15 protein-coding genes are annotated in these 18,733 nt (G+C 52.3%); 4 read left to right on the plus strand and 11 right to left on the minus strand.

The annotated features are described in order from the left end of the window. Positions 1–310: 310 nt before the first annotated feature. A complete protein-coding gene (locus RIC29_05315; GenBank protein MEQ8734320.1) occupies positions 311–2,143 on the plus strand; it encodes an SLC13 family permease in 1,833 nt (610 codons plus the stop codon). A gap of 264 nt (positions 2,144–2,407) precedes the next feature. Here the strand turns inward: RIC29_05315 and RIC29_05320 are convergent, their stop codons facing one another. Further along, positions 2,408–2,785, minus strand: coding sequence for a hypothetical protein (locus RIC29_05320; protein ID MEQ8734321.1), 378 nt, complete (start codon positions 2,783–2,785; stop codon positions 2,408–2,410). A 179-nt stretch (positions 2,786–2,964) separates the two neighbouring features. On the opposite strand from RIC29_05320, the gene RIC29_05325 reads away from it, so the two are divergent. Then, positions 2,965–4,488, plus strand: a complete 1,524-nt coding sequence (locus tag RIC29_05325; GenBank protein ID MEQ8734322.1) for an ABC transporter substrate-binding protein — start codon at positions 2,965–2,967, stop codon at positions 4,486–4,488. After that, positions 4,463–5,980: an ABC transporter substrate-binding protein gene (locus RIC29_05330; protein MEQ8734323.1), complete on the plus strand. Its 1,518-nt coding sequence runs from the start codon at positions 4,463–4,465 to the stop codon at positions 5,978–5,980. The genes RIC29_05325 and RIC29_05330 overlap by 26 nt, the downstream gene beginning before the upstream one ends. On the opposite strand, the gene RIC29_05335 is transcribed toward RIC29_05330, so the two are convergent. From RIC29_05335 to RIC29_05370, 8 genes are all read right to left on the minus strand, one after another. Further along, positions 5,977–6,891, minus strand: a complete 915-nt coding sequence (locus tag RIC29_05335) for an alpha/beta hydrolase (GenBank protein MEQ8734324.1) — start codon at positions 6,889–6,891, stop codon at positions 5,977–5,979. The genes RIC29_05330 and RIC29_05335 overlap by 4 nt on opposite strands. Continuing rightward, positions 6,888–7,799, minus strand: a complete 912-nt coding sequence (locus tag RIC29_05340) for an alpha/beta fold hydrolase (GenBank protein MEQ8734325.1) — start codon at positions 7,797–7,799, stop codon at positions 6,888–6,890. The genes RIC29_05335 and RIC29_05340 overlap by 4 nt, the downstream gene beginning before the upstream one ends. Before the next feature lie 68 nt (positions 7,800–7,867). After that, complete coding sequence (locus RIC29_05345) at positions 7,868–9,106, minus strand: dipeptidase (protein MEQ8734326.1); 1,239 nt, start codon at positions 9,104–9,106, stop codon at positions 7,868–7,870. A gap of 64 nt (positions 9,107–9,170) precedes the next feature. Then, positions 9,171–10,046 (minus strand): formyltetrahydrofolate deformylase, encoded by an 876-nt coding sequence (gene purU, locus RIC29_05350; GenBank protein ID MEQ8734327.1) that lies wholly within the window; start codon positions 10,044–10,046, stop codon positions 9,171–9,173. Positions 10,047–10,049: 3 nt separating this feature from the next. Then, entirely contained in the window at positions 10,050–11,078 is a 1,029-nt protein-coding gene (gene meaB / locus RIC29_05355) for a methylmalonyl Co-A mutase-associated GTPase MeaB (protein ID MEQ8734328.1), read from the minus strand. 9 nt (positions 11,079–11,087) lie between these two features. Then, positions 11,088–13,271, minus strand: a complete 2,184-nt coding sequence (scpA, locus tag RIC29_05360) for a methylmalonyl-CoA mutase (GenBank protein MEQ8734329.1) — start codon at positions 13,269–13,271, stop codon at positions 11,088–11,090. Continuing rightward, entirely contained in the window at positions 13,268–15,298 is a 2,031-nt protein-coding gene (locus tag RIC29_05365) for a methylmalonyl-CoA mutase family protein (GenBank protein ID MEQ8734330.1), read from the minus strand. The genes scpA and RIC29_05365 overlap by 4 nt, the downstream gene beginning before the upstream one ends. 95 nt (positions 15,299–15,393) lie before the next feature. Beyond that, on the minus strand, positions 15,394–16,614 hold the full coding sequence (locus RIC29_05370; GenBank protein MEQ8734331.1) for a membrane dipeptidase: 1,221 nt from the start codon (positions 16,612–16,614) through the stop codon (positions 15,394–15,396). Positions 16,615–16,711: 97 nt separating this feature from the next. On the opposite strand from RIC29_05370, the gene RIC29_05375 reads away from it, so the two are divergent. After that, positions 16,712–17,269: an SAM-dependent methyltransferase gene (locus RIC29_05375; protein ID MEQ8734332.1), complete on the plus strand. Its 558-nt coding sequence runs from the start codon at positions 16,712–16,714 to the stop codon at positions 17,267–17,269. Between the two features lie 60 nt (positions 17,270–17,329). Here the strand turns inward: RIC29_05375 and RIC29_05380 are convergent, their stop codons facing one another. Together RIC29_05380 and RIC29_05385 are read right to left on the minus strand one after the other, a co-directional pair. Beyond that, positions 17,330–17,632: a hypothetical protein gene (locus tag RIC29_05380; GenBank protein ID MEQ8734333.1), complete on the minus strand. Its 303-nt coding sequence runs from the start codon at positions 17,630–17,632 to the stop codon at positions 17,330–17,332. A 6-nt stretch (positions 17,633–17,638) separates the two neighbouring features. Beyond that, positions 17,639–18,703 (minus strand): class I SAM-dependent methyltransferase, encoded by a 1,065-nt coding sequence (locus tag RIC29_05385; GenBank protein ID MEQ8734334.1) that lies wholly within the window; start codon positions 18,701–18,703, stop codon positions 17,639–17,641. Positions 18,704–18,733: the final 30 nt, after the last annotated feature.

Genomic DNA, 18,733 nt, shown 5'->3' on the forward strand with positions numbered 1-18,733 from the left:
CTTTCTAGCTATCCCGCCAATTGCGTCCCAGTTTCTTTGGGGGGATTGCGAGCAATATAAATACTTCACCTTCAAATATTTATTTTCCTCAAACGTAAAACAGAAGATTTCTCATATTAGTTATGAGGAATAGAGAATTTTCGTCCATGCGGATTGAATTTACTTAAATCCATCCACTTCTATTTGGATATTCGGCACCAGCGCGGTCTATGTGATGCGAGTCGTTGCTTAAATTAGATAAGCCTCGAACGTGTCTCTTTGCCGGGTTATTCGACGAAGATTTCACATCTGGGTCGCGGCGAACAACCGTTTGACAAAGAAGTATGGATTTAAGGGGGCAATTGTGGACTGGGAGTTATTCCAAATAGGGTTTGTGCTGGTTCTTATTGCCCTTGTTTTTTTCGGTTTCATAAGGGAACGCCTGCCGCCCGATGTCGTGGCATTGACTGCGGTTGGATTATTATTGGCAACGGGTATTTTAAATACCAGTGATGTGCTGAGTGTGTTCAGCAATAGCGCGCCACTTACGATTGCCGCGATGTTCGTTCTAAGCGCCGGACTGGAACGCACAGGCGTCATTGATGGCCTCGGTCGCTATATCACGAAGTCTGCTGCCAGTTCCCCAACTCTTGCGCTCGCTTTAATGATGATCAGCGTGATGGTCGTATCTGCTTTTATTAATAATACTCCGGTTGTAGTGATTCTGACCCCAGTTGTTATTAGCTTGGCTCGAGCCCTAAACCTTACCCCTTCAAAACTACTAATACCGCTCTCGTTTGCCAGCATATTTGGAGGCACTACAACACTCATCGGAACGTCTACGAATATTTTAGTGAACGGTGTTGCACAGGACTATGGCCTGAAGCCGTTTGGCATGTTTGAGATCACCGCAGCAGGTGCGATCCTTGGCGGCATCGGTATCTTGTACCTTCTGTTGGTGGGTAAGTGGCTACTTCCCGATCGAGAGACACTTGCTAGTCTGTTGCCCTCTTCTTCGGACCGACATTTTCTTGCAGACGTACTCATCCCACTTGGGTCACCCCTCGTAGGGCTCCAGTTGTCGGCGGCCGGTTTCACAGAACATCGTGGCTTACGCGTCATTGATTTAATCAGGGGCGATGCCTCAATGCGTAATAAATTGACCGACATATTTCTGATGGCGGGAGATCGTGTGGTCTTAAGAAGTAAAGTGGGAGATATGCTTGGTCTGCGAGAAGTAGGTGATGTTGCTTTCGGTGGGCGCGAGGCACATGCCATTGAACCTATGGTTACACGCGAGACCGTGATCATGGAGGGTATTGTTGGACCTCAGTCGAAATTTCAAGGAAGGCGTGTGTCTGATCTGAATCTTCGCCGACTGTACGGCTCATACATTTTGGCAATTCATCGACAAGGCACAGGTCTTTCAGGAAACTTTGACCGCGTCCAATTGCAGATGGGTGACACTCTCTTGCTAGAGGGGCCAGCAAAAAACCTTCGTCAACTTTTCGATTATCGCGAGCTGATAAACCTCTCACACCCGAGTGAGCGGCCACTTCGGCGAGACAAAGCGCCAATTGCAATATTGGCGGTCTTCCTAGTGATGGTGCTTGCCGCTTTTGAAATTTTGCCGATCGCGGCGCTTGCACTTATGGCTGCCACTTCAGTGGTAGTTCTTGGATGTCTTGATTCTGATGAAGCCTACAACTCAATTCACTGGAACATTTTAATGCTCATTTTTGGAATGCTGGCGCTCGGCATTGCGATGGAAAAAACAGGAGCCGCCAGCTTTGTTGTCGATAACTTGGCATCACTCGTTGGCGTGTTTGGGCCAATTGCGGTGCTATCGGCCATCTACATAATTACATCGTTGTTGACAGAAATTATGAGTAATAATGCGACAGCGATTTTGCTTACCCCGATAGCTGTAGGCTTAGCCAATGAGTTGGGAGTGGATCCACGACCGTTTGCTGTCGCTGTAATGTTCGCTGCAAGTGCGAGTTTTGCGACGCCAATCGGCTATCAAACCAACACGTTTGTTTACAATGCTGGTGGGTATCGATTTTCTGACTTTATCAAAGTCGGCTTGCCATTAAATGTCCTGCTTTGGGTTGCTGCGACTTTCATCATTCCAATTTTTTGGCCACTCGAGATTCAAGATTGATGTAGGTATTTGACAGCAAACTGCTCTGTGCGGTGCGATTTAGAAATAATGGTGGGAGGTGGTTCCCTCCATTACCTTTGCTAAAATCGTTAAGCCTATCAGCCTCATCGTTTGACCAGACTGTTACGATAATAAGGTGATTTGTTCTATTTTATCCACCACCGGAGCTAAAAGCAGACTGCTACCACTAAAATGCATTTCAATTTCTATAGTTGGTAATTCTATACGAAATACTGAAGCTTAATTCAGGTCAGTCGCATCCTCTTAAGCTTTGTCTTTAATCACACCTGACATGAACCCGGCTTGACCAGGGTCCTCTATGCCATCGTAGAGGCTGGAGAAGATGCGTTGCGTGAAGCGTTGACGGGCGCTTTTCAAGTTTTCTTTCATTTCATCGTCAGGTTTGAACTGCTCGATCATCTCGGGCGTGACTTTGCCTTTGGTCGCCAGTAAATGCTCAATGACGGTTTGGCGGTCGCGATTGACCCAGATCTCTCCAGCCAACTGCATGCAAATTTCAAGCAAATGGTCAATCATCGGGTCGCGAAAGTAGTGCGGATGACCTTTATCAAAACCAGGTAGGTCTTTCACATAATCGAGTCCCTCGTTGAGGTTCCTTTTCGGGTTTTTTTGATCCGACATATGTGTGCTCCTTATGTTCAGTCTCGTGTTGAATCTTTGGTACGCTGCAGACTGGTGATCCGCAAGAGTGCCGTGCAGATATTCTGTGCTTAGGTGACCGGGCGGCGGTCATAGGGCGAAGTCTCTACTCGTCATGTAAGCGTGACTAGGGCAGCTTGGAGTGTATGAAAGAAAAACCTGTGATACTCGCATCTTATTTAGCGTATTTATGCGCTCTAGTAACACTTTGGTGGTGCGTACCAGGTAATGTTTCTTTAGCTGAAGAGCGAAGTTCAAACAATACGCTGCGACTTGCGGTCAATATTCTACCGCCAGGATTCGGTAGTCCGTATCGCACCACAGCGACACCCTCTATCACGACCACGTCCGCGTTATTCGATGGTCTGACTAGGCTTGACCATCTTGGCAATGTGTCTCCTTGGTTGGCTGAGAGGTGGGAACCTATCAGCGAAACACGCTGGCGTTTTTACCTGCGCAAAGACGTAGTGTTTTCCAATGGCGTGCCCTTTGATTCTTCGGCGGTGGTTCATGTGGTTGGGTATCTGACGGGAAAAGAATCGCCGTTGGAAAGTGTGCGCCGAGATATGCCGTGGCTGGCTGGGACCGAGATCATAGATGAGCATACCGTTGATATTCTGACTAAGGTTCCCGTCCCAACGTTTGATCGCTATGCGGCGACTCTTTTAATGACCGAGCCGGGTGCTTTTACAGACCTGGGGCCAGAAACATATGCGCTAAACCCTGTTGTGACCGGCCCGTTTCTCATCAGCGCATGGCAGCCAAATAGTGTGCATATGGAGGCCAACCCAACAACATGGCGTCCACCGAAGTTGGCTGGCGTTGAGATAATTGCCTTACCTGACAGCACAACACGTGTGCAGGCCGTGTTGTCTGGTCGTGTGGATGTGGCCGTGGCGCTCGGCCCTGATGAAGCGAAAATGATCGCTGCCGCAGGCGGGTCGTTTGTGACCTTCAGCTCTGGACAAATCGCAAATGTGACTCTCAATACTTTGGGGGATGCACCGTTCAAGGATGTTCGCGTTCGCCGCGCCCTCAACATGGCCGTCAACCGTGATCTCATCATTGATGTTCTTATGGCGGGTTCAACGGAGCCCGCCAATCAGCCAGCGACCAAAACATCTTTTGGCTACAATCCTAATTTGCCATTGTTTCCCTATGATCCAGAGCGAGCACGGGCGTTGCTGGCAGAGGCTGGGTATCCAAACGGCTTTAGTTTCAAATTGCGCACCTCATTGTCAGGTCCAGGTCAGGCCAGTGTGTATCAGCAGGTTGCCAGTGATCTTAGAAGTATCGGTGTCGAGATGGTTTTCGATGTTGTGCCGTCCACATTGTATCTCAGTGAGTTGATTCGCTTGGGGGACATCGCTGACGCTTTCACGCTTCCTATCGCTCTGTTTCCAACGATGGATTCTATGCGTGCGATGTCGTTTCACTCCTGTCTCTGGCCGTCTCCCGGCTATTGTAATGAGACTATTCAACCGGTCATTGAGCAGGCGTTGATTGAATGGGATCAGGACAAGGCAATTGAGTTGCGGCAACAGGTCATGGCCCACTATCATGAACAAGCCGCTGTTTTGTATTTACACGAATCACCATCTTTTGTGGGGTTAAGCGCCCGCGTTCGAAATTATGGCGATGTATTTGGGTTTGTTGGATATGACGTTATCGAACTCGTGGATTAAGCGCGTCCTGATTCTTTCGGCGGCTGTCATGGTGGGCTTTACGAGCCCGGTGCAGGCTGAAAAAACACTTCGTGTTGCGGTCCATGCCTTACCGCCTTTCTTGGGTCATGCCTTTGCGACGACGGCGCGGCCGACCATATTTACGACCGGAGCGATCTACGATGGTCTGGTAAAATTCGATCGTGAGGGACAGCTCTCTCCTTGGCTGGCGGTGGCTTGGGAAAACATCGATGAAATGACATGGCGTTTCACGCTGCGTGATGGCGTGTCTTTTTCCAACGGAACACCGCTCACCAGCGCGTCAATCGAGACGGCGGTGCGGTGGCTGACCAGCGATGCATCCATGCGAGATGGTGTGCGTGGTGATGTACCTTTTCTGCAAGATGTGCGGGTTATTGATCGTCTAACGGCGGACATAATCACGAATATCCCAGTTCCCAATTTGCCCAATTATATGGGTGCGATGGTTATGGTAGAGCCGGAGCGGTTTGCCGCCCTGGGCCGCCAAGGATATGCGGACGATCCGGTTGGAACCGGGCCGTTTATTGTCGATGACTGGGGCGCAACCACGGTCACAATGGAGGCCTATGCGGGCTCGTGGCGGGCGCCGTATGTGGACCGGCTGGAAATTGTCGCGCTGCCGAGCATTTCAGGCCGTGTTCAAGCACTCCTTTCTGGGCGTGTCGATATTGCGACCGCGCTCGGACCGGATGAACGTCTAGCAGTCGAAGCTGCTGGTTTCGTACTTGAGGAGTGGCTCGATGCCTCAGTTGCGGCTGTGACGTTTATTACAGCGCATGGCGGACCTTTGGCAGACGTCCGTGTCCGGCAGGCACTGAATTATGCCGTCAATAAAGAGGGGATTATTGCCAGCTTGTTTGGGGATTTGACCTCGCCCGCGACCCAGGGCGTGTCCCACCAGGCTTATGGTTATAATCCTGAGCTCAAACCTTATCCCTATGACCCAGAAAAAGCGCGATCGCTTCTCGCAGAAGCTGGGTATGAGGATGGATTTGTGTTTGAGTTTCTGACTCAAACAGGTCTGGGTTCAGGGGACCTGGTGTTCCAGTTGGTAGCTTCAGACTTGGCGCGCGTCGGCGTCACTATGGAAATCCGTCAACTACCAGCGGCGGCTTTTTTACAGACTGTTTTGAGAGATCCAAACCATGGCGGTGCGGGCGGGCATGCGCTTATTTGGCCCGCCTGGCCTATTTTTGATGCCATGCGGCCAATGCTGATGCATTCCTGCCGTCGTTCCACACCCTGGCATTGTGACCAGGCTATACAGCCCAAAATTGAAGAAGCTTTGGTTGAGTGGGATCCGGATCGTGCTCTGGCCTTACGGTATGAAGTGATGGCTTATACACGGGATACGGCGCCCGCTATATTTTTGTATGAATCTCCAGAATTCGCCGCAACCTCTCCTCACGTAAATGGCTATCGGCAGGATCACGGCCATATCAACTATCATGAAATTCAACTTGCCGATTAACCAGGCTCGGCACTTTTTAAAAACGTCACGATGTTGCGTATAAGTTCGTCCCGCTGACCGTTTTGAGGCCAGCTGAGAAAACCGTGTGTTGCACCCTTGTAAACCTTAAGGGCCACGTCATGTCCGGCCTTCAAAAGGCGCTGATGATAATCCCTAGAGGATTGCAACAACACATCATCACTTCCTACGGCTAAAAAGCACCGAGGGTGCTGGTCGAATGATACATCCATTGGCGTTATTGCGTGATCAATATCTACGGTTTCCGCCAAGACGGCTTGTCCACCATATGCGGCCAGCATGGCTTCGCCGCCGGCGAACATCTCATCTCGACAGCTTTGTCGATCAAGAATGCCATACAAACTTGAGACAGAGATAACATCCGGTATGTCCCGGCTTAGCTGATCATCTTTCAAATCGTCGTCACCGAACACCTTCTGGAGTTTTGGATTCGCCCAAAAAAGCCCGGACATTATTGCAAGGTTACCGCCAGCGGAGTCTCCAATCAGGTGGAGTTGATCTATATCTTGATGATGTTTGCACCAGCGCAAAGCTTTGAAGATGGACTTGAGGATGTGGGGATGTGGATGGTCTGGTGCTTTCGGGTATTCCACATTGATCACACAGTGTCCGGCTTTGCAGATGGGATTAAGGTCGGCGCGATAAAACTCTTTGTGCCCCATGGTCCAGCCACCGCCGTGTATAAATAACACGGCTGTTTTTGTGATGCCGTCTATGGGTGTCATGACATCCAATTGCTCATCCGCATGATCACCATAAGAAAATGTTTCGATTTTTGATGGGCCGTCGTCCCGGAGCATGGTTGCCAGGCTCATTGCCGTAGTCGTGTAGATGCGGCTCCAGGCGATCATCACCTCTTGACCAATTGTCAGCGGGGTACGTTTAGGCTTCACGAACGTGTCGTTGATGCACAAAAAGTTGCTGAGTCAGAAGCAATGCCTTCGCCGGGTTTATCAATCCATTGATCGATCAGTGACAGCACGTCTTCTTGCTGCTTAATCTGAAACATCAAATGAGGTTTGTCTTCGAAAATACGAAGCGTCCCTTTGTTTTCTAATCGTGACATAAGTGCGCACACAGATTTGGGATGGATCTGACTATCTTCTGTGCCGAAAAGTACCAAGGTTGGGGGTAGCGCTGCAGAAGCTCTGTTTGAGGCGGCATCACTCAAGCGAATGAGTCCGTAGTAGGTGTCAATGCGAACCTTATCGATGATCTTTTCGTCTTCCGCCCATCGCCGGGCATGATGTTCGGCCAGCCGGTCGTCATAGATACGCGGGACATCCACAGCATAGCTCGGCCAAATTTTATCAGCGAGCCAGAGGGCAACATTGTACCCATATCGAAAGGGCCGGTCTTCGCGGACACCTGGTCCCGAAAGAATAAGCGCATTAGCCTGTAGAGTGTTTGTATCTGCCAAGGCTGATATGATCACAGCGGCCCCCATGCTTTCGCCGAGCAGGATTATTGGTGTCTCTGGCCCCGCGACGTTGTGTGCGGCCAGTGCAAAATCTTGAAAGTCTTTAACCATGACGTCTTTCCCGGCCCAAATGCCGCGTTTGGGTGCCGATCCAAAGCCACGTTGATCGTAGGCCCAAAGGGCAATATTGCGTTGCGCTAGATGTTGACCAATAAGCGCGAACGCATCGCGGAACTCACCAAAGCTATGAGCCGCGATCACAATTTTATCGGGCGAGGTTCTAGGCCCCCAGACTGAATAGGGTAAGCGAGCGCCATCACGTGCAACGAAGGTGTCTTCCTCGAAGCGCAGTGTTTCTTCCGCTTCAGTGGGTGGGGACATATTCAAAATTAGAATCAGGGCGGATGTAAGTCTGGCAAACCAGATGGCACACGCCTTTCCAATCCGGCTCAAAGGCTTTTCGCGTAGGCTTCGACGTCCGCCAGAACCCTGAGAAGATTATCCCCCCACAGGAGCCTGATTTGCTCTTCCGTATACCCGCGTTTGACCAGCTCTAACGTGACGTTGAAAGTTTCAGAAGCGTCTGACCAACCTGCGATGCCGCCGCCGCCGTTGAAGTCTGAGGCGATTCCCACATGTTTAATGCCAACTTTTCCAACCGCATAGTCAATATGATCCGCTAAGTCTTTGACTCCTGCTTTGGGAAACTCCAGTTCGATCTCAGCCATGCGGGCGTCGTAGACTTTCAGGTCGTCCTCGCTTAAGCGGCGAAAATCTCCAAAAGACTTTATCCCCATGTCCTCCCATAGCTTTGCCGTTGCGTCTTGCTTGCCTCGTGGAACAGCGCGCAAATAACTATCGAACGCAACCACTTGAACAACGCCATTAGAGTTGGCGATGGCCAAAAGTTCTTCGTCGCTCATGTTGCGGGGATGGTCGTAAACACCCTTCAAACTGGAATGAGAGGCAATAACCGGTGCTTTCGACTCAGCGATAATGTCTAATGTAGTTTGTTTTGAAGCATGAGATACGTCCGCCATGATGCCGAGTTCATTTAAACGCCTCACAACTTGGAGGCCCAGATCAGTGAGTCCGCCATGCTCTTCGTCGGTTTCCCCGAGACGCCGGCTTGGGACGGCAGAGTCCCCGAGGTCATTGTGTCCGTTATGAAGCAAACCAAAGTAGCGGGCCCCATAATCGTAAAACTGATTAAGTAATCTTATGTCCTTGCCCATTGGGTAACCGTTTTCGATTCCAATCAGCGCGACTTTCTTACCTGCGGCATCAATGCGCCGCACATCCTCAGCGCTCCGCGCCAGTTGGATTTGATCGGGATACATGTCGCTGGTCAGACGGTGGATCGCTGCAAATTTGAGGAAGGCATCAGAGAGCGCTTTTGCATACCCTGCATCCGTCCGCGGTCCTTGCCCCACAAATACGATAATGAACGTCGCATCTAGACCACCCTCAATCATGGTGGGGATATGCACTTGTTGGCCGCGTGGGCCTGGCTTCATGGGGTCATAGGCCGGTGTGGCAAAATTCGGAGGAATGTCCACGTGGGTGTCGACGGTGATCACTCGCTCGTGAATTGCTCTGGCCCGGGCAATGAGGTCGTCAGTGGTTTCAGCAGTGAGGCCCGTTGAGCCCATGAGCGACAAAAAAAAGGCTAAGATCAATGCGCGCATCAGACGCTCCTTCACTATAAAATCAGTTGCCACAATACCTGGCCCGTCCAACCAAATGCCACACCTAACGAAAGACCACTGTTTTGCTGCCATTCAGCAGCACGCGGCGTTCTGCATGCCATCGCACGGCACGAGAGAGTACGGTACTTTCGATATCTTGACCGAGTAAAACCAAATCTTCTGGCGTTAACGTGTGGTCCACACGTTCGACCGCCTGCTCAATAATGGGGCCTTCGTCCAGGTCTGGGGTTACATAGTGTGCCGTGGCTCCGATAATCTTAACACCACGCTTGTGCGCCTGATGATAAGGCCGCGCGCCTTTGAAGCCCGGTAAAAACGAGTGGTGGATGTTGATCACGCGGCCATCTAATTTTGTGCAGAGATCTGTCGATAGAACCTGCATATACCGCGCTAAGACAAACAGTTCTGCGTGAGTGCTGTTTATAACGTCCAGAATTTTAGCTTCCTGGTTCTGTTTTGTGTCTTTGGTCACGGGCAGATAGTGGAACGGTATTTCGTGCCACTCGACCAGATTACGGAAGGTTTCATGGTTTGAAACCACGGCGGTCACCTCAATGGGAATCGCTCCAATTTGAACCCGGTGCAGAACATTATTCAGGCAGTGGCCAAATTTTGAAACGGCGATCACGGCTTTCATTTTTTTAGACGAATCGACCAAGGCCCAGCGCATATCAAAATGCTGCGCAAGGTCACCAAATCCTTCAGAGAGCTTGCTTTGCGACAAAGCATCGCTAGACCCAGACCGGAAGACCGTTCGCATAAAAAAGCGTCCTGTGTCTGGGTCTCCGTAGTGCGCGCTCTCTGTAATGAAGGCGTTATGATCTGCAAGAAACGTCGATACCGCAGCTACAATCCCAATCGTATCTGGGCATTGAATGGTAAGGATGTAACAGTCTGAACACTCGACGGATGACGTCACGTCTTAAACCCCGAATGCTTTTAACATCTTATCGACAGCCAAGGTCGGCGTGAGCGTGCCGTCTTTAACGGCAGCCTGAAGGTCTGGCACCATAGTCTTAATATCCGCATGAGATTTAAGTTTGGAAATCAGCCGGTCTTCAAGCATCGCCCACATCCATCTGACTTGCTGCTCTTGGCGCAGGGTCGCAAGACCGCCACTTTCCGAGAGAGCTTTATGACGCCGGGTGACTCTGTCCCAAAGATATTCAATGCCGGTGTTGTGGAGAGCGCTAATGGTAACCACGGGCGGAATCCAGTTTTTGTCTTTGGGAGTGATGATGCGCAACGCATGCTGATATTCTGCGGCTGAAGCTTTTGCCCTGTTTTCATTTTCGCCGTCAGCTTTGTTCAAAGCGATCATGTCAGCGATTTCCAGGACGCCTTTTTTTATGCCTTGAAGTTCATCTCCTGCCCCAGCCACCAACAGTACCATAAAAAAGTCGACCATCTCTGAAACGGCTACTTCGGACTGACCCACACCAACGGTTTCAACCAGCACCACATCAAAGCCCGCAGCTTCACAGAGCAAAATGGTTTCCCGCGTGGTACGCGTCACACCACCCAGCGTGCCAGACGTTGGGGAAGGGCGAATGAAGGCTTGGTCGTTAGTGGCCAATTTGGCCATACGAGTTTTATCGCCCAGAATTGATCCACCAGTCCTGGCCGATGTGGGGTCAACGGCCAGCACCGCCACTTTATGCCCCGCCGCGGTGAGATTGCTGCCAAGGGTATCTATAAAGGTGCTCTTTCCTGCGCCAGGGACTCCGGAGATACCAACGCGCACGGACTTTCCAGTATACGGTGTGACTTTCAGAAGTAGATCTTGGGCTTGAGTCTGATGATCCGGTTTGCGGCTTTCGATGAGCGTAATGGCTTGCGCCAGTTTCGCGCGTTCACCAGACAGAACACCCTCAGCGTAATCCTCTATAGACAATTGCGGCCGCCCCGGAGGTGGCGTTGGAGCATAAGGCGTTACGTTGGGTGGCGCCATAAAATCGCTCTACTCAGCGGCGGCTGAGGTGTGGCCCAAAGCCTGGCCGAGTTTTTTCAGCAAACCAATCGCAGCTTCACTGATAATGGTCCCCGGCGGAAAGATTGCTGCAGCGCCAGCTTTAGTGAGGGCCTCATAATCCTGAGGCGGAATAACCCCGCCTGCAACGATCATGATGTCTCCGCGCCCAAGCTTGGTCAGCTCAGCTTTTAGGGCGGGTACCAAAGTCAGGTGGCCAGCGGCCAAAGAGCTTGCGCCGATAATATGAACATCGTTTTCAACGGCTTGGCGAGCGGCTTCTTCTGGCGTTTGGAACAGAGGTCCAATGTCCACATCAAAGCCCAGATCAGCAAAGGCCGTAGCAATTACTTTCTGACCCCGGTCATGGCCGTCTTGGCCCATTTTCGCAATGAGGATGCGTGGTCTGCGGCCTTCATTCTCTTCGAAGGCATCAACCATGGCAGCTACGCGCGATACGGTTTCATCAGAGTCGCCCACTTCTTTACGATACACTCCCGAGATTGATTTGATCTCTGCCACGTGACGACCATAAACGTCTTCAAGCGCGGTTGTAATCTCTCCGACGGTTGCTTTTGCCCGCGCTGCATCCACGGCCAGAGCTAATAAATTACCGTTGCCGTGCTTTGCGGCCTCGGTCAAGGCCGCGAGGGCCGCTTGGCAGGCCGCATTGTCGCGATCTGCCTTAAGCCGTTTTAGTTTATCAAGCTGAGATGTGCGCACTGCCGCGTTATCAACCTTTAAGACATCAATGTTTTCTGTCTCATCCAGGCGGTATTTGTTAACGCCGACTACAGTTTGACGACCAGAGTCGATCCGGGCCTGGGTGCGTGCAGCGGCTTCTTCGATGCGTAACTTAGGGATGCCAGCTTGAATGGCCTTGGCCATCCCACCCAGTTCCTCAACCTCTTGAATGTGTTCCCAAGCGCGCGCGGCAAGGTCATAGGTCAGGCGTTCAACATAATGACTGCCGCCCCAGGGATCGACGGTCCGGCACGTCCCCGTTTCCTGCTGGATAAACAATTGGGTGTTGCGAGCGATCCGGGCCGAAAAATCCGTCGGCAAAGCCAAGGCTTCATCCAACGCATTGGTATGCAGCGACTGGGTATGACCATGAGTTGCGGCCATGGCTTCAATGCAGGTGCGGGTGACGTTGTTGTAAACGTCTTGTGCGGTCAAAGACCACCCAGAGGTTTGGCAGTGGGTGCGCAGGCAAAGCGATTTATCACTTTTTGGGTCAAAGGGCTTGATTAGCTTGGCCCATAACAAACGGGCCGCGCGCATCTTCGCGACTTCCATAAAGAAGTTCATCCCGATCGCCCAAAAGAACGACAGGCGGGGTGCAAAGGCATCAATATTAAGGCCAGCGGCTTGTCCTGCGCGCGCATATTCAACGCCGTCTGCCAGTGTGTAGGCAAGCTCCAGGTCTGCAGTCGCTCCGGCTTCCTGCATATGATAGCCCGAGATGGAAATGGAATTATACTTCGGCATCTTTTCAGATGTGTATGAGAAAATGTCGGAGATAATCCGCATACTGGGTTCGGGTGGGAAGATGTATGTGTTCCGGACCATGAATTCTTTCAGAATATCATTCTGAATGGTGCCCGAGAGTTGCTCAGGTTTAACGCCCTGTTCTTCGGCGGCCACGATATACAGAGCCATAATCGGAAGGACCGCACCGTTCATGGTCATGGATACAGACATCTGGTCCAGCGGAATGCCGTCGAACAATTGGCGCATATCCAAAATGGAATCGATGGCCACACCCGCCATCCCGACATCTCCAACCACGCGCGGATGATCGGAATCATAACCACGGTGTGTTGCTAAATCGAACGCCACCGATAAGCCTTTTTGCCCCGCAGCCAGATTGCGGCGATAAAACGCATTGGAGTCTTCCGCCGTCGAAAAACCGGCATATTGACGTATGGTCCAGGGACGGCTCGCATACATTGTCGGGTAGGGGCCACGCAGAAATGGTTTTACGCCAGGTAAGGTATCGAGAAAGTCTAAGCCTGCGAGGTCTTCAGCGCCGTAACTAGACTTCACATCAATCCCTTCTGGGGTGGTCCAGAGTGAACTGGCCGACTGTTTGGTGGTTTCTGGCGCTGTGCTGTCAGAGTCCACAGACATGTCCTCTAAAGGCACATCGGCAAAATTTGGGATCTGGTTCATGCGGAAACTCCCAGGCGTTGATGAGTCTCATTCAAAACAGTTAGAACATCGCAGCCCATGAAGACGAAATCATCCACGCCGGCTTCGCGCCATGCGGCTTCGTGGTCTCCGCCACGACCAGCGAGGTAGACGGCTTGCGCCCCCGCAGCCTTTAGACGTTTTGCCACGTCGGCCACAGTGTTTTCATAAAGCGCATCGGTCGAGCATATAACGGCCGCTTTGGCTGTTGACGCTGCGAAATCTTTTTCGATAGCGGCGGGCTCTAATCCTCCGGGGCCTGGCAGAGCCTCAACACCGCCCGCTTCAAACAAGTTCGTTGCAAACGAGGCGCGCGCTGTGAAGTCAGCGACTTTGCCTATGTTGGCCAGAAAAACCTGCGGTCGTTTGCCATGTGCGTCTTTGTGCGCATCGCTGGCATCGCGCAAGTGTTCGTAGTCTTCTGCGAGCCTGTGCTGAGGCAGTGGTGTGATCTCTGTGGGCGTGCCTTTCAGGGCTGCGCCAATCGTTGCCGCAGAGGCAGCACCCGAGGCGGCTTTCACCAGGGCTTCCATCAGAACGCCATTGCCGTATTCTGGTAATTGACCCGCTTTACCCGTTGCCGCCGCGGCACGCTGCTCAGCAGTTTTTAAAATGCTGTCCACGTCAGGGGTATCTATTGCAACCGGCTTTTCCGCAATGTTGGGAAACTCGCTGATACCGGTCAGTGCGTCTTTACGGGTGGCGATGTTGCGTGCGCGCGCGACTTCTGTTTTGGCGATTTTCTCAGCCAATCGTCCGCTGACCAGAGCCTCAGTGAGGCCACCGGTCCCTTCAATTTCTTGGAACAGAGCCCAGGCTTTTTCGGCAAGCTCATGGGTTAGAGACTCCGCCAGCCAGGACCCGCCCGCCGGGTCGGCGACGCGGCTGATGGACGATTCTTCCTGAAGAACAATCTGACTGTTGCGTGCGATGCGTCTACCAAGGGGTGTTGGCAGGCCAACGGCATGTTCAAAGGGCAGCACCGTTATGGCATCGGCGCCGCCAGCGCCGGCCGCAAAACAGGCTGCCGTGCCGCGCAGCATATTCACCCAGGGGTCTCTGCGGCTCATCATCCGGGGTGCTGTGATGGCGTAAAGCGGGGCATTGAAAGACGCGTCTTTGCCGCCACAAACCTCTGCAATCCGCGCCCACAATTGCCGCGCGGCGCGAAACTTTGCAATGGTCAGAAAGACATCCGTATCACAGGTTAAGGTGAAGGCCACTTGTTTGCAGGCGTCATCAATGCTCACACCGGCTTGCGTGATGTGCCGCAGGTAGTCAACTGCGGTGGCCATCGCAATTGCCAACTCCTGCGCCTCCGAGCATCCCGCCGAGTGATAAACGGTTGTTGTAATATTCAACGCCTTGGCGTTGGGATAGGTCTTGGCTGTATACGCGGCGAGGTCCGCCATGCGCCCCAAAAGGGTGTCGATAGGAACGATGACTTTGCCCACAGCGGCCAGGGTGCTTAAGGGGTCGGCCCCGAAATTTCCGGCAAAGGACTCTGCGGCGACATCTTTGCGGGCCAATACATCCATCAGGTAAGCGGCTGGCGGCAAAGAAGGGCCACCTGGATCAAGCACCACTGGTGCGAGGTCTAGGAACACACCTTCTAACAGAAGTTCCAGATCGGCCCGAGATTTGACAATGGTTCCGCTGCGCCCGGTCGGATCCAACTTCAAGATGATGGAGGTTGCACCTTTTTGCAGGTCATTAAGAATCTGTCGATTGGCTTCAACGGGGTCGGGATGCGCGGATAGGCAGCGAATGTCCCATCCGGTTTGCGTCAGATCAGATACCGTATGTTTTAATCGCGGCGCTGCGCTTGAGGTGGCCGCAGTGTACAGCGGTTTGATGTCGAGACCGTCATAGCTCTTGGTGGTGAGCTTCTCATAGGGCTTTCCTCCCAGCGATTTCTCGACCAGGGTCATCCATGCGTCGGGATCTGCGGCTGGAAACTCAGCTGCGAGTGTAAGGGTCGGGGTATCGGATGCCGCTGGCTTGGTCACCGCTTTGCTCCACCAAAGATCAACTGGGAAAACGGGCGCAAAACGCCTGATATTTGTTTGTTATTATGCCTTTTGCTGCATCGCGTCAAATTGGCTTAACGAACGGCTGCATTGTCTACGGTGCGCCAAACCCTGGCAAAATTACCCCACCAGAGTTTTGCAATTTGATCTTCGGTGTAGCCGCGTGCGACCAATTCTTTGGTCACACCATCTGCTTCACCGGCATTCATCCAGCCGCGCACACCGCCGCCATGCTCCATATCGGAACTGATCATGACATGGTCAATGCCCAACAGCTCGACCGCATAAGCAATGGAATCGACATATTGCGCAACAGTTGCGGGGGGGAAATTCTTTTCGTAGGCCGCGAAATCCACCTTGAAGGACTCTACTTTTTCTGCCGGAAAACTGGCCGTGATTTCTGCCAGATTGGTTGTGCCGTACTCGCTCATGATCGCGCTGAAGGCTTCACGTTGTCCTGGCAATCCGGGTCGCAAATAGCTTGAAAAGGCAACGATCCCGACGGCACCTCCAGTCTCTTTAATAGCGATCATCTCCGGGTCTGTGAGATTGCGCGCCGTGTCTATGATGTTTTTGACGCCCGAATGTGACGCAATGATGGGCGCGCGTGACAATTCAGCTGCTTGAAACACCGTCTGCGGCGTGACCTGAGACACATCAACAATGATGCCCAGGTCATTCATGGCCATAATCAAGCTACGACCGAGTTGGGACAGTCCGACATGCTCCTGCTTGCCGTCTCCGAGTTGTGCACGCGGCCGTGAGGAATCAGAGAATTGATTATGTCCTGCGTGGTTTAGCGTAATGTTTCGCAGCCCCCGCCTATACAACTCGGGCAACCACGTAAGGTCTGGACCGAGCGGCCAAGCATTGACCATCCCCATGACGGCAAAGTGTTTGCCCTCGGCAACCAACTGTTCGGCCTCGTCAGCACTGCGGGCCAGACCGATTCTTGCTGGATAAGTTTGCACCATTTTCTCTATGGCCGCGAATTTGCGTTCCGCATCTTCCCGGGCTTTGGCATAGGCCGATGGTGTGCGCTCACCTTGCAGCACCCAATTGACGAACAAGGCACCGTCTAGGCCGCCACGGTCCATCTTGGGCAAATCGACCTGCATGCTGGTTTCCTCGCCAACATCGTTGCCTTCTTCCATGAACTCAAAGGGGATATCCATTTCGGCATCAAAGGTGATTATGCGGTCGTGCAGGGCGCGCGCGTCTTGTGCAGATAGTACTGAGGGCAGAATGGCCAGTGCTGCAGCGAGTGAAAGCCCCAAGATGTGCGAACGAAACATAGAATGATCCTCCCCGGTTCCCGCCATGCTACCTTCGACGGGTAGTGAGAGTCGATGCGGAGAATTATTCTGCTGAGGGATGTAGGTAAATTAAGTCATGCAAAGTTTCGATCGTCCTGCTGATACCGATATTCCGCCGTCCCCTTGGGTGTCACGATTCGCGCACCTCGTCCGGCAGGGTGGCTCTGTCTTAGATGTGGCGGCTGGCCATGGTCGCCATTCCAATTTTTTCCTAGAGCGCGGCCACGCCGTCACAGCTGTTGATATTGATGTTAAAGGGCTGATGTGGCTGGAGGGTCGGCCCGGTTTTGACAGTTTGCCGCATGATCTTGAGGGCGATGGCTGGCCTTTTGAATCTGAGGTGTTTGCTGGAATCGTCGTTGCCAATTACCTGCACCGGCCCCACTTTCAAAACCTGATTGAAAGCCTCGCACCGGGCGGTGTTGTTCTGGTCGAAACTTTTGGCCAAGGTAATGAAACATTGGGTCGACCACGAAACCCAGACTTCCTATTACGGCCGGGAGAGCTACTAGAGGCGTTCTCAGGCCACCTGCAAATTGTCGCGTACGAATGTGGGAGAGAAGATCAACCCCGTCTGGCAATTCGCCAACGCATTTGTGCTGTTAAGTCGCATGCACCTGCATTGCTTTGTTGAAAACAAAAACGGCGCTCACATGGAGAGCGCCGTTAAGCTGTTGCATTCTGAGAGCGTTAATTACGAGTCGAGTGGACCGTAATCCCCGGTCAGATCAGTGATGATTTTCTTTACTAAAGCCTGTCGGCTGGCGGCCAGCTTTGCCTCCATTTCGGGATCAGGTTGGAAGGTATCAATCGCTTCCGCGATATCTATATTCCGCGCTTTAAGCACTTGCTCTGTTACCATTTGCCGGTCTTTCACAGCCCAAAGCTCTTGGGCGAGGGTGAGAATGGCATGGCCAACTTTGTTGATATCGTCAGGCTTTAGCGAATCACGCCGGCGGGCCTGTTTGGTGGTCGGATGAAGTTTGACGTCTGACATAATAATCTACGGCTTCCGTCCGTAGGTCACCCACGGATAGTTATTTGGGGCCATGCCTTCATAGCGAACATCCACGAACCCGATGTCTTTCATCAGACCAACCATGTCCATAGTTGAAGATCCGCGCCAATAGGGTTCTCCGCCATAACGGGCCATAAAGTCCGTCCGCCAGGACGCGATTTTATTCAGCGCGTTGTAAGGCGCGACGTCGCCAAACAGCAGATCGCCACCGGATTTCAAAGTGCGGAACCCTTCGCGCAGAATGCCCTCAATCACTTTGACCGGCAGTTCATGAAGAATGATGTAAGAGGTGAACAAATCGCAACTCTCATCATCCAAGCCCGTATCTTGGCCGTCTGCTTGAACCAAACTCCAGCTATGGCCGAGCTTGTTGCCATTACGCTGGGCCTGCTCAAGTTGTGACAAGGAAATATCCATGGCCGTAATTTTCGCATCCGGGAAAACTTCTGCCAGCTTCGTCGTGTAGGGGCCAGATGAGCATCCGATTTCGACCACATGCTCATAATCCCGACGGGGGGCTTGCTCAGCAAAATTCTTGCGGTCGGTATAAATGTCCGTTGGTGCACTGCCTGCTGCAGGCGGCTTGGCCGATTTGCCAACAAGGTAGCGATGGATCAACTCGCCGTGGATAAAACCCATATGCCTGTGTCCATCCCAGCCACCAGTGGTGCGGTGAATGGGGTACAGCCAGTACTCGGGCACCTCTAGGTCAGGGTTTGCTATCAGTGTTGTGCCGCCCTGTGCCAATTCTTTAAAGGACGGATCAAGCTCAGCTTTAATCTCATCAAAGGCCGCTGCTGCTGTTTCAGTGTAGTGATCGCCATGCCATTCACCGACGAGATTGCTGGCGCGAAAGGCCGACACATTGTCCAACACCCCTTCAATCTGCTTGGCGCGGGTATCAATATCTTCGTCCAAGGTCTCATCATTGAGTTTGGCTTTGTCTAACGCCGCTTGCTGCTGCTGCATCAGTGGACCGATGGAAGGCCCAAAGGCGGACAAAAAGTCGAGCTTGGCGCGTCCCTGTTGACGCAGCTTATAATCCATCATGAGAGAAATCCTCTTTTAGCCTCAAAATAT

Source organism: Rhodospirillaceae bacterium, from assembly GCA_040219235.1.
Classification (GTDB): domain Bacteria; phylum Pseudomonadota; class Alphaproteobacteria; order Rhodospirillales; family Rhodospirillaceae; genus WLXB01.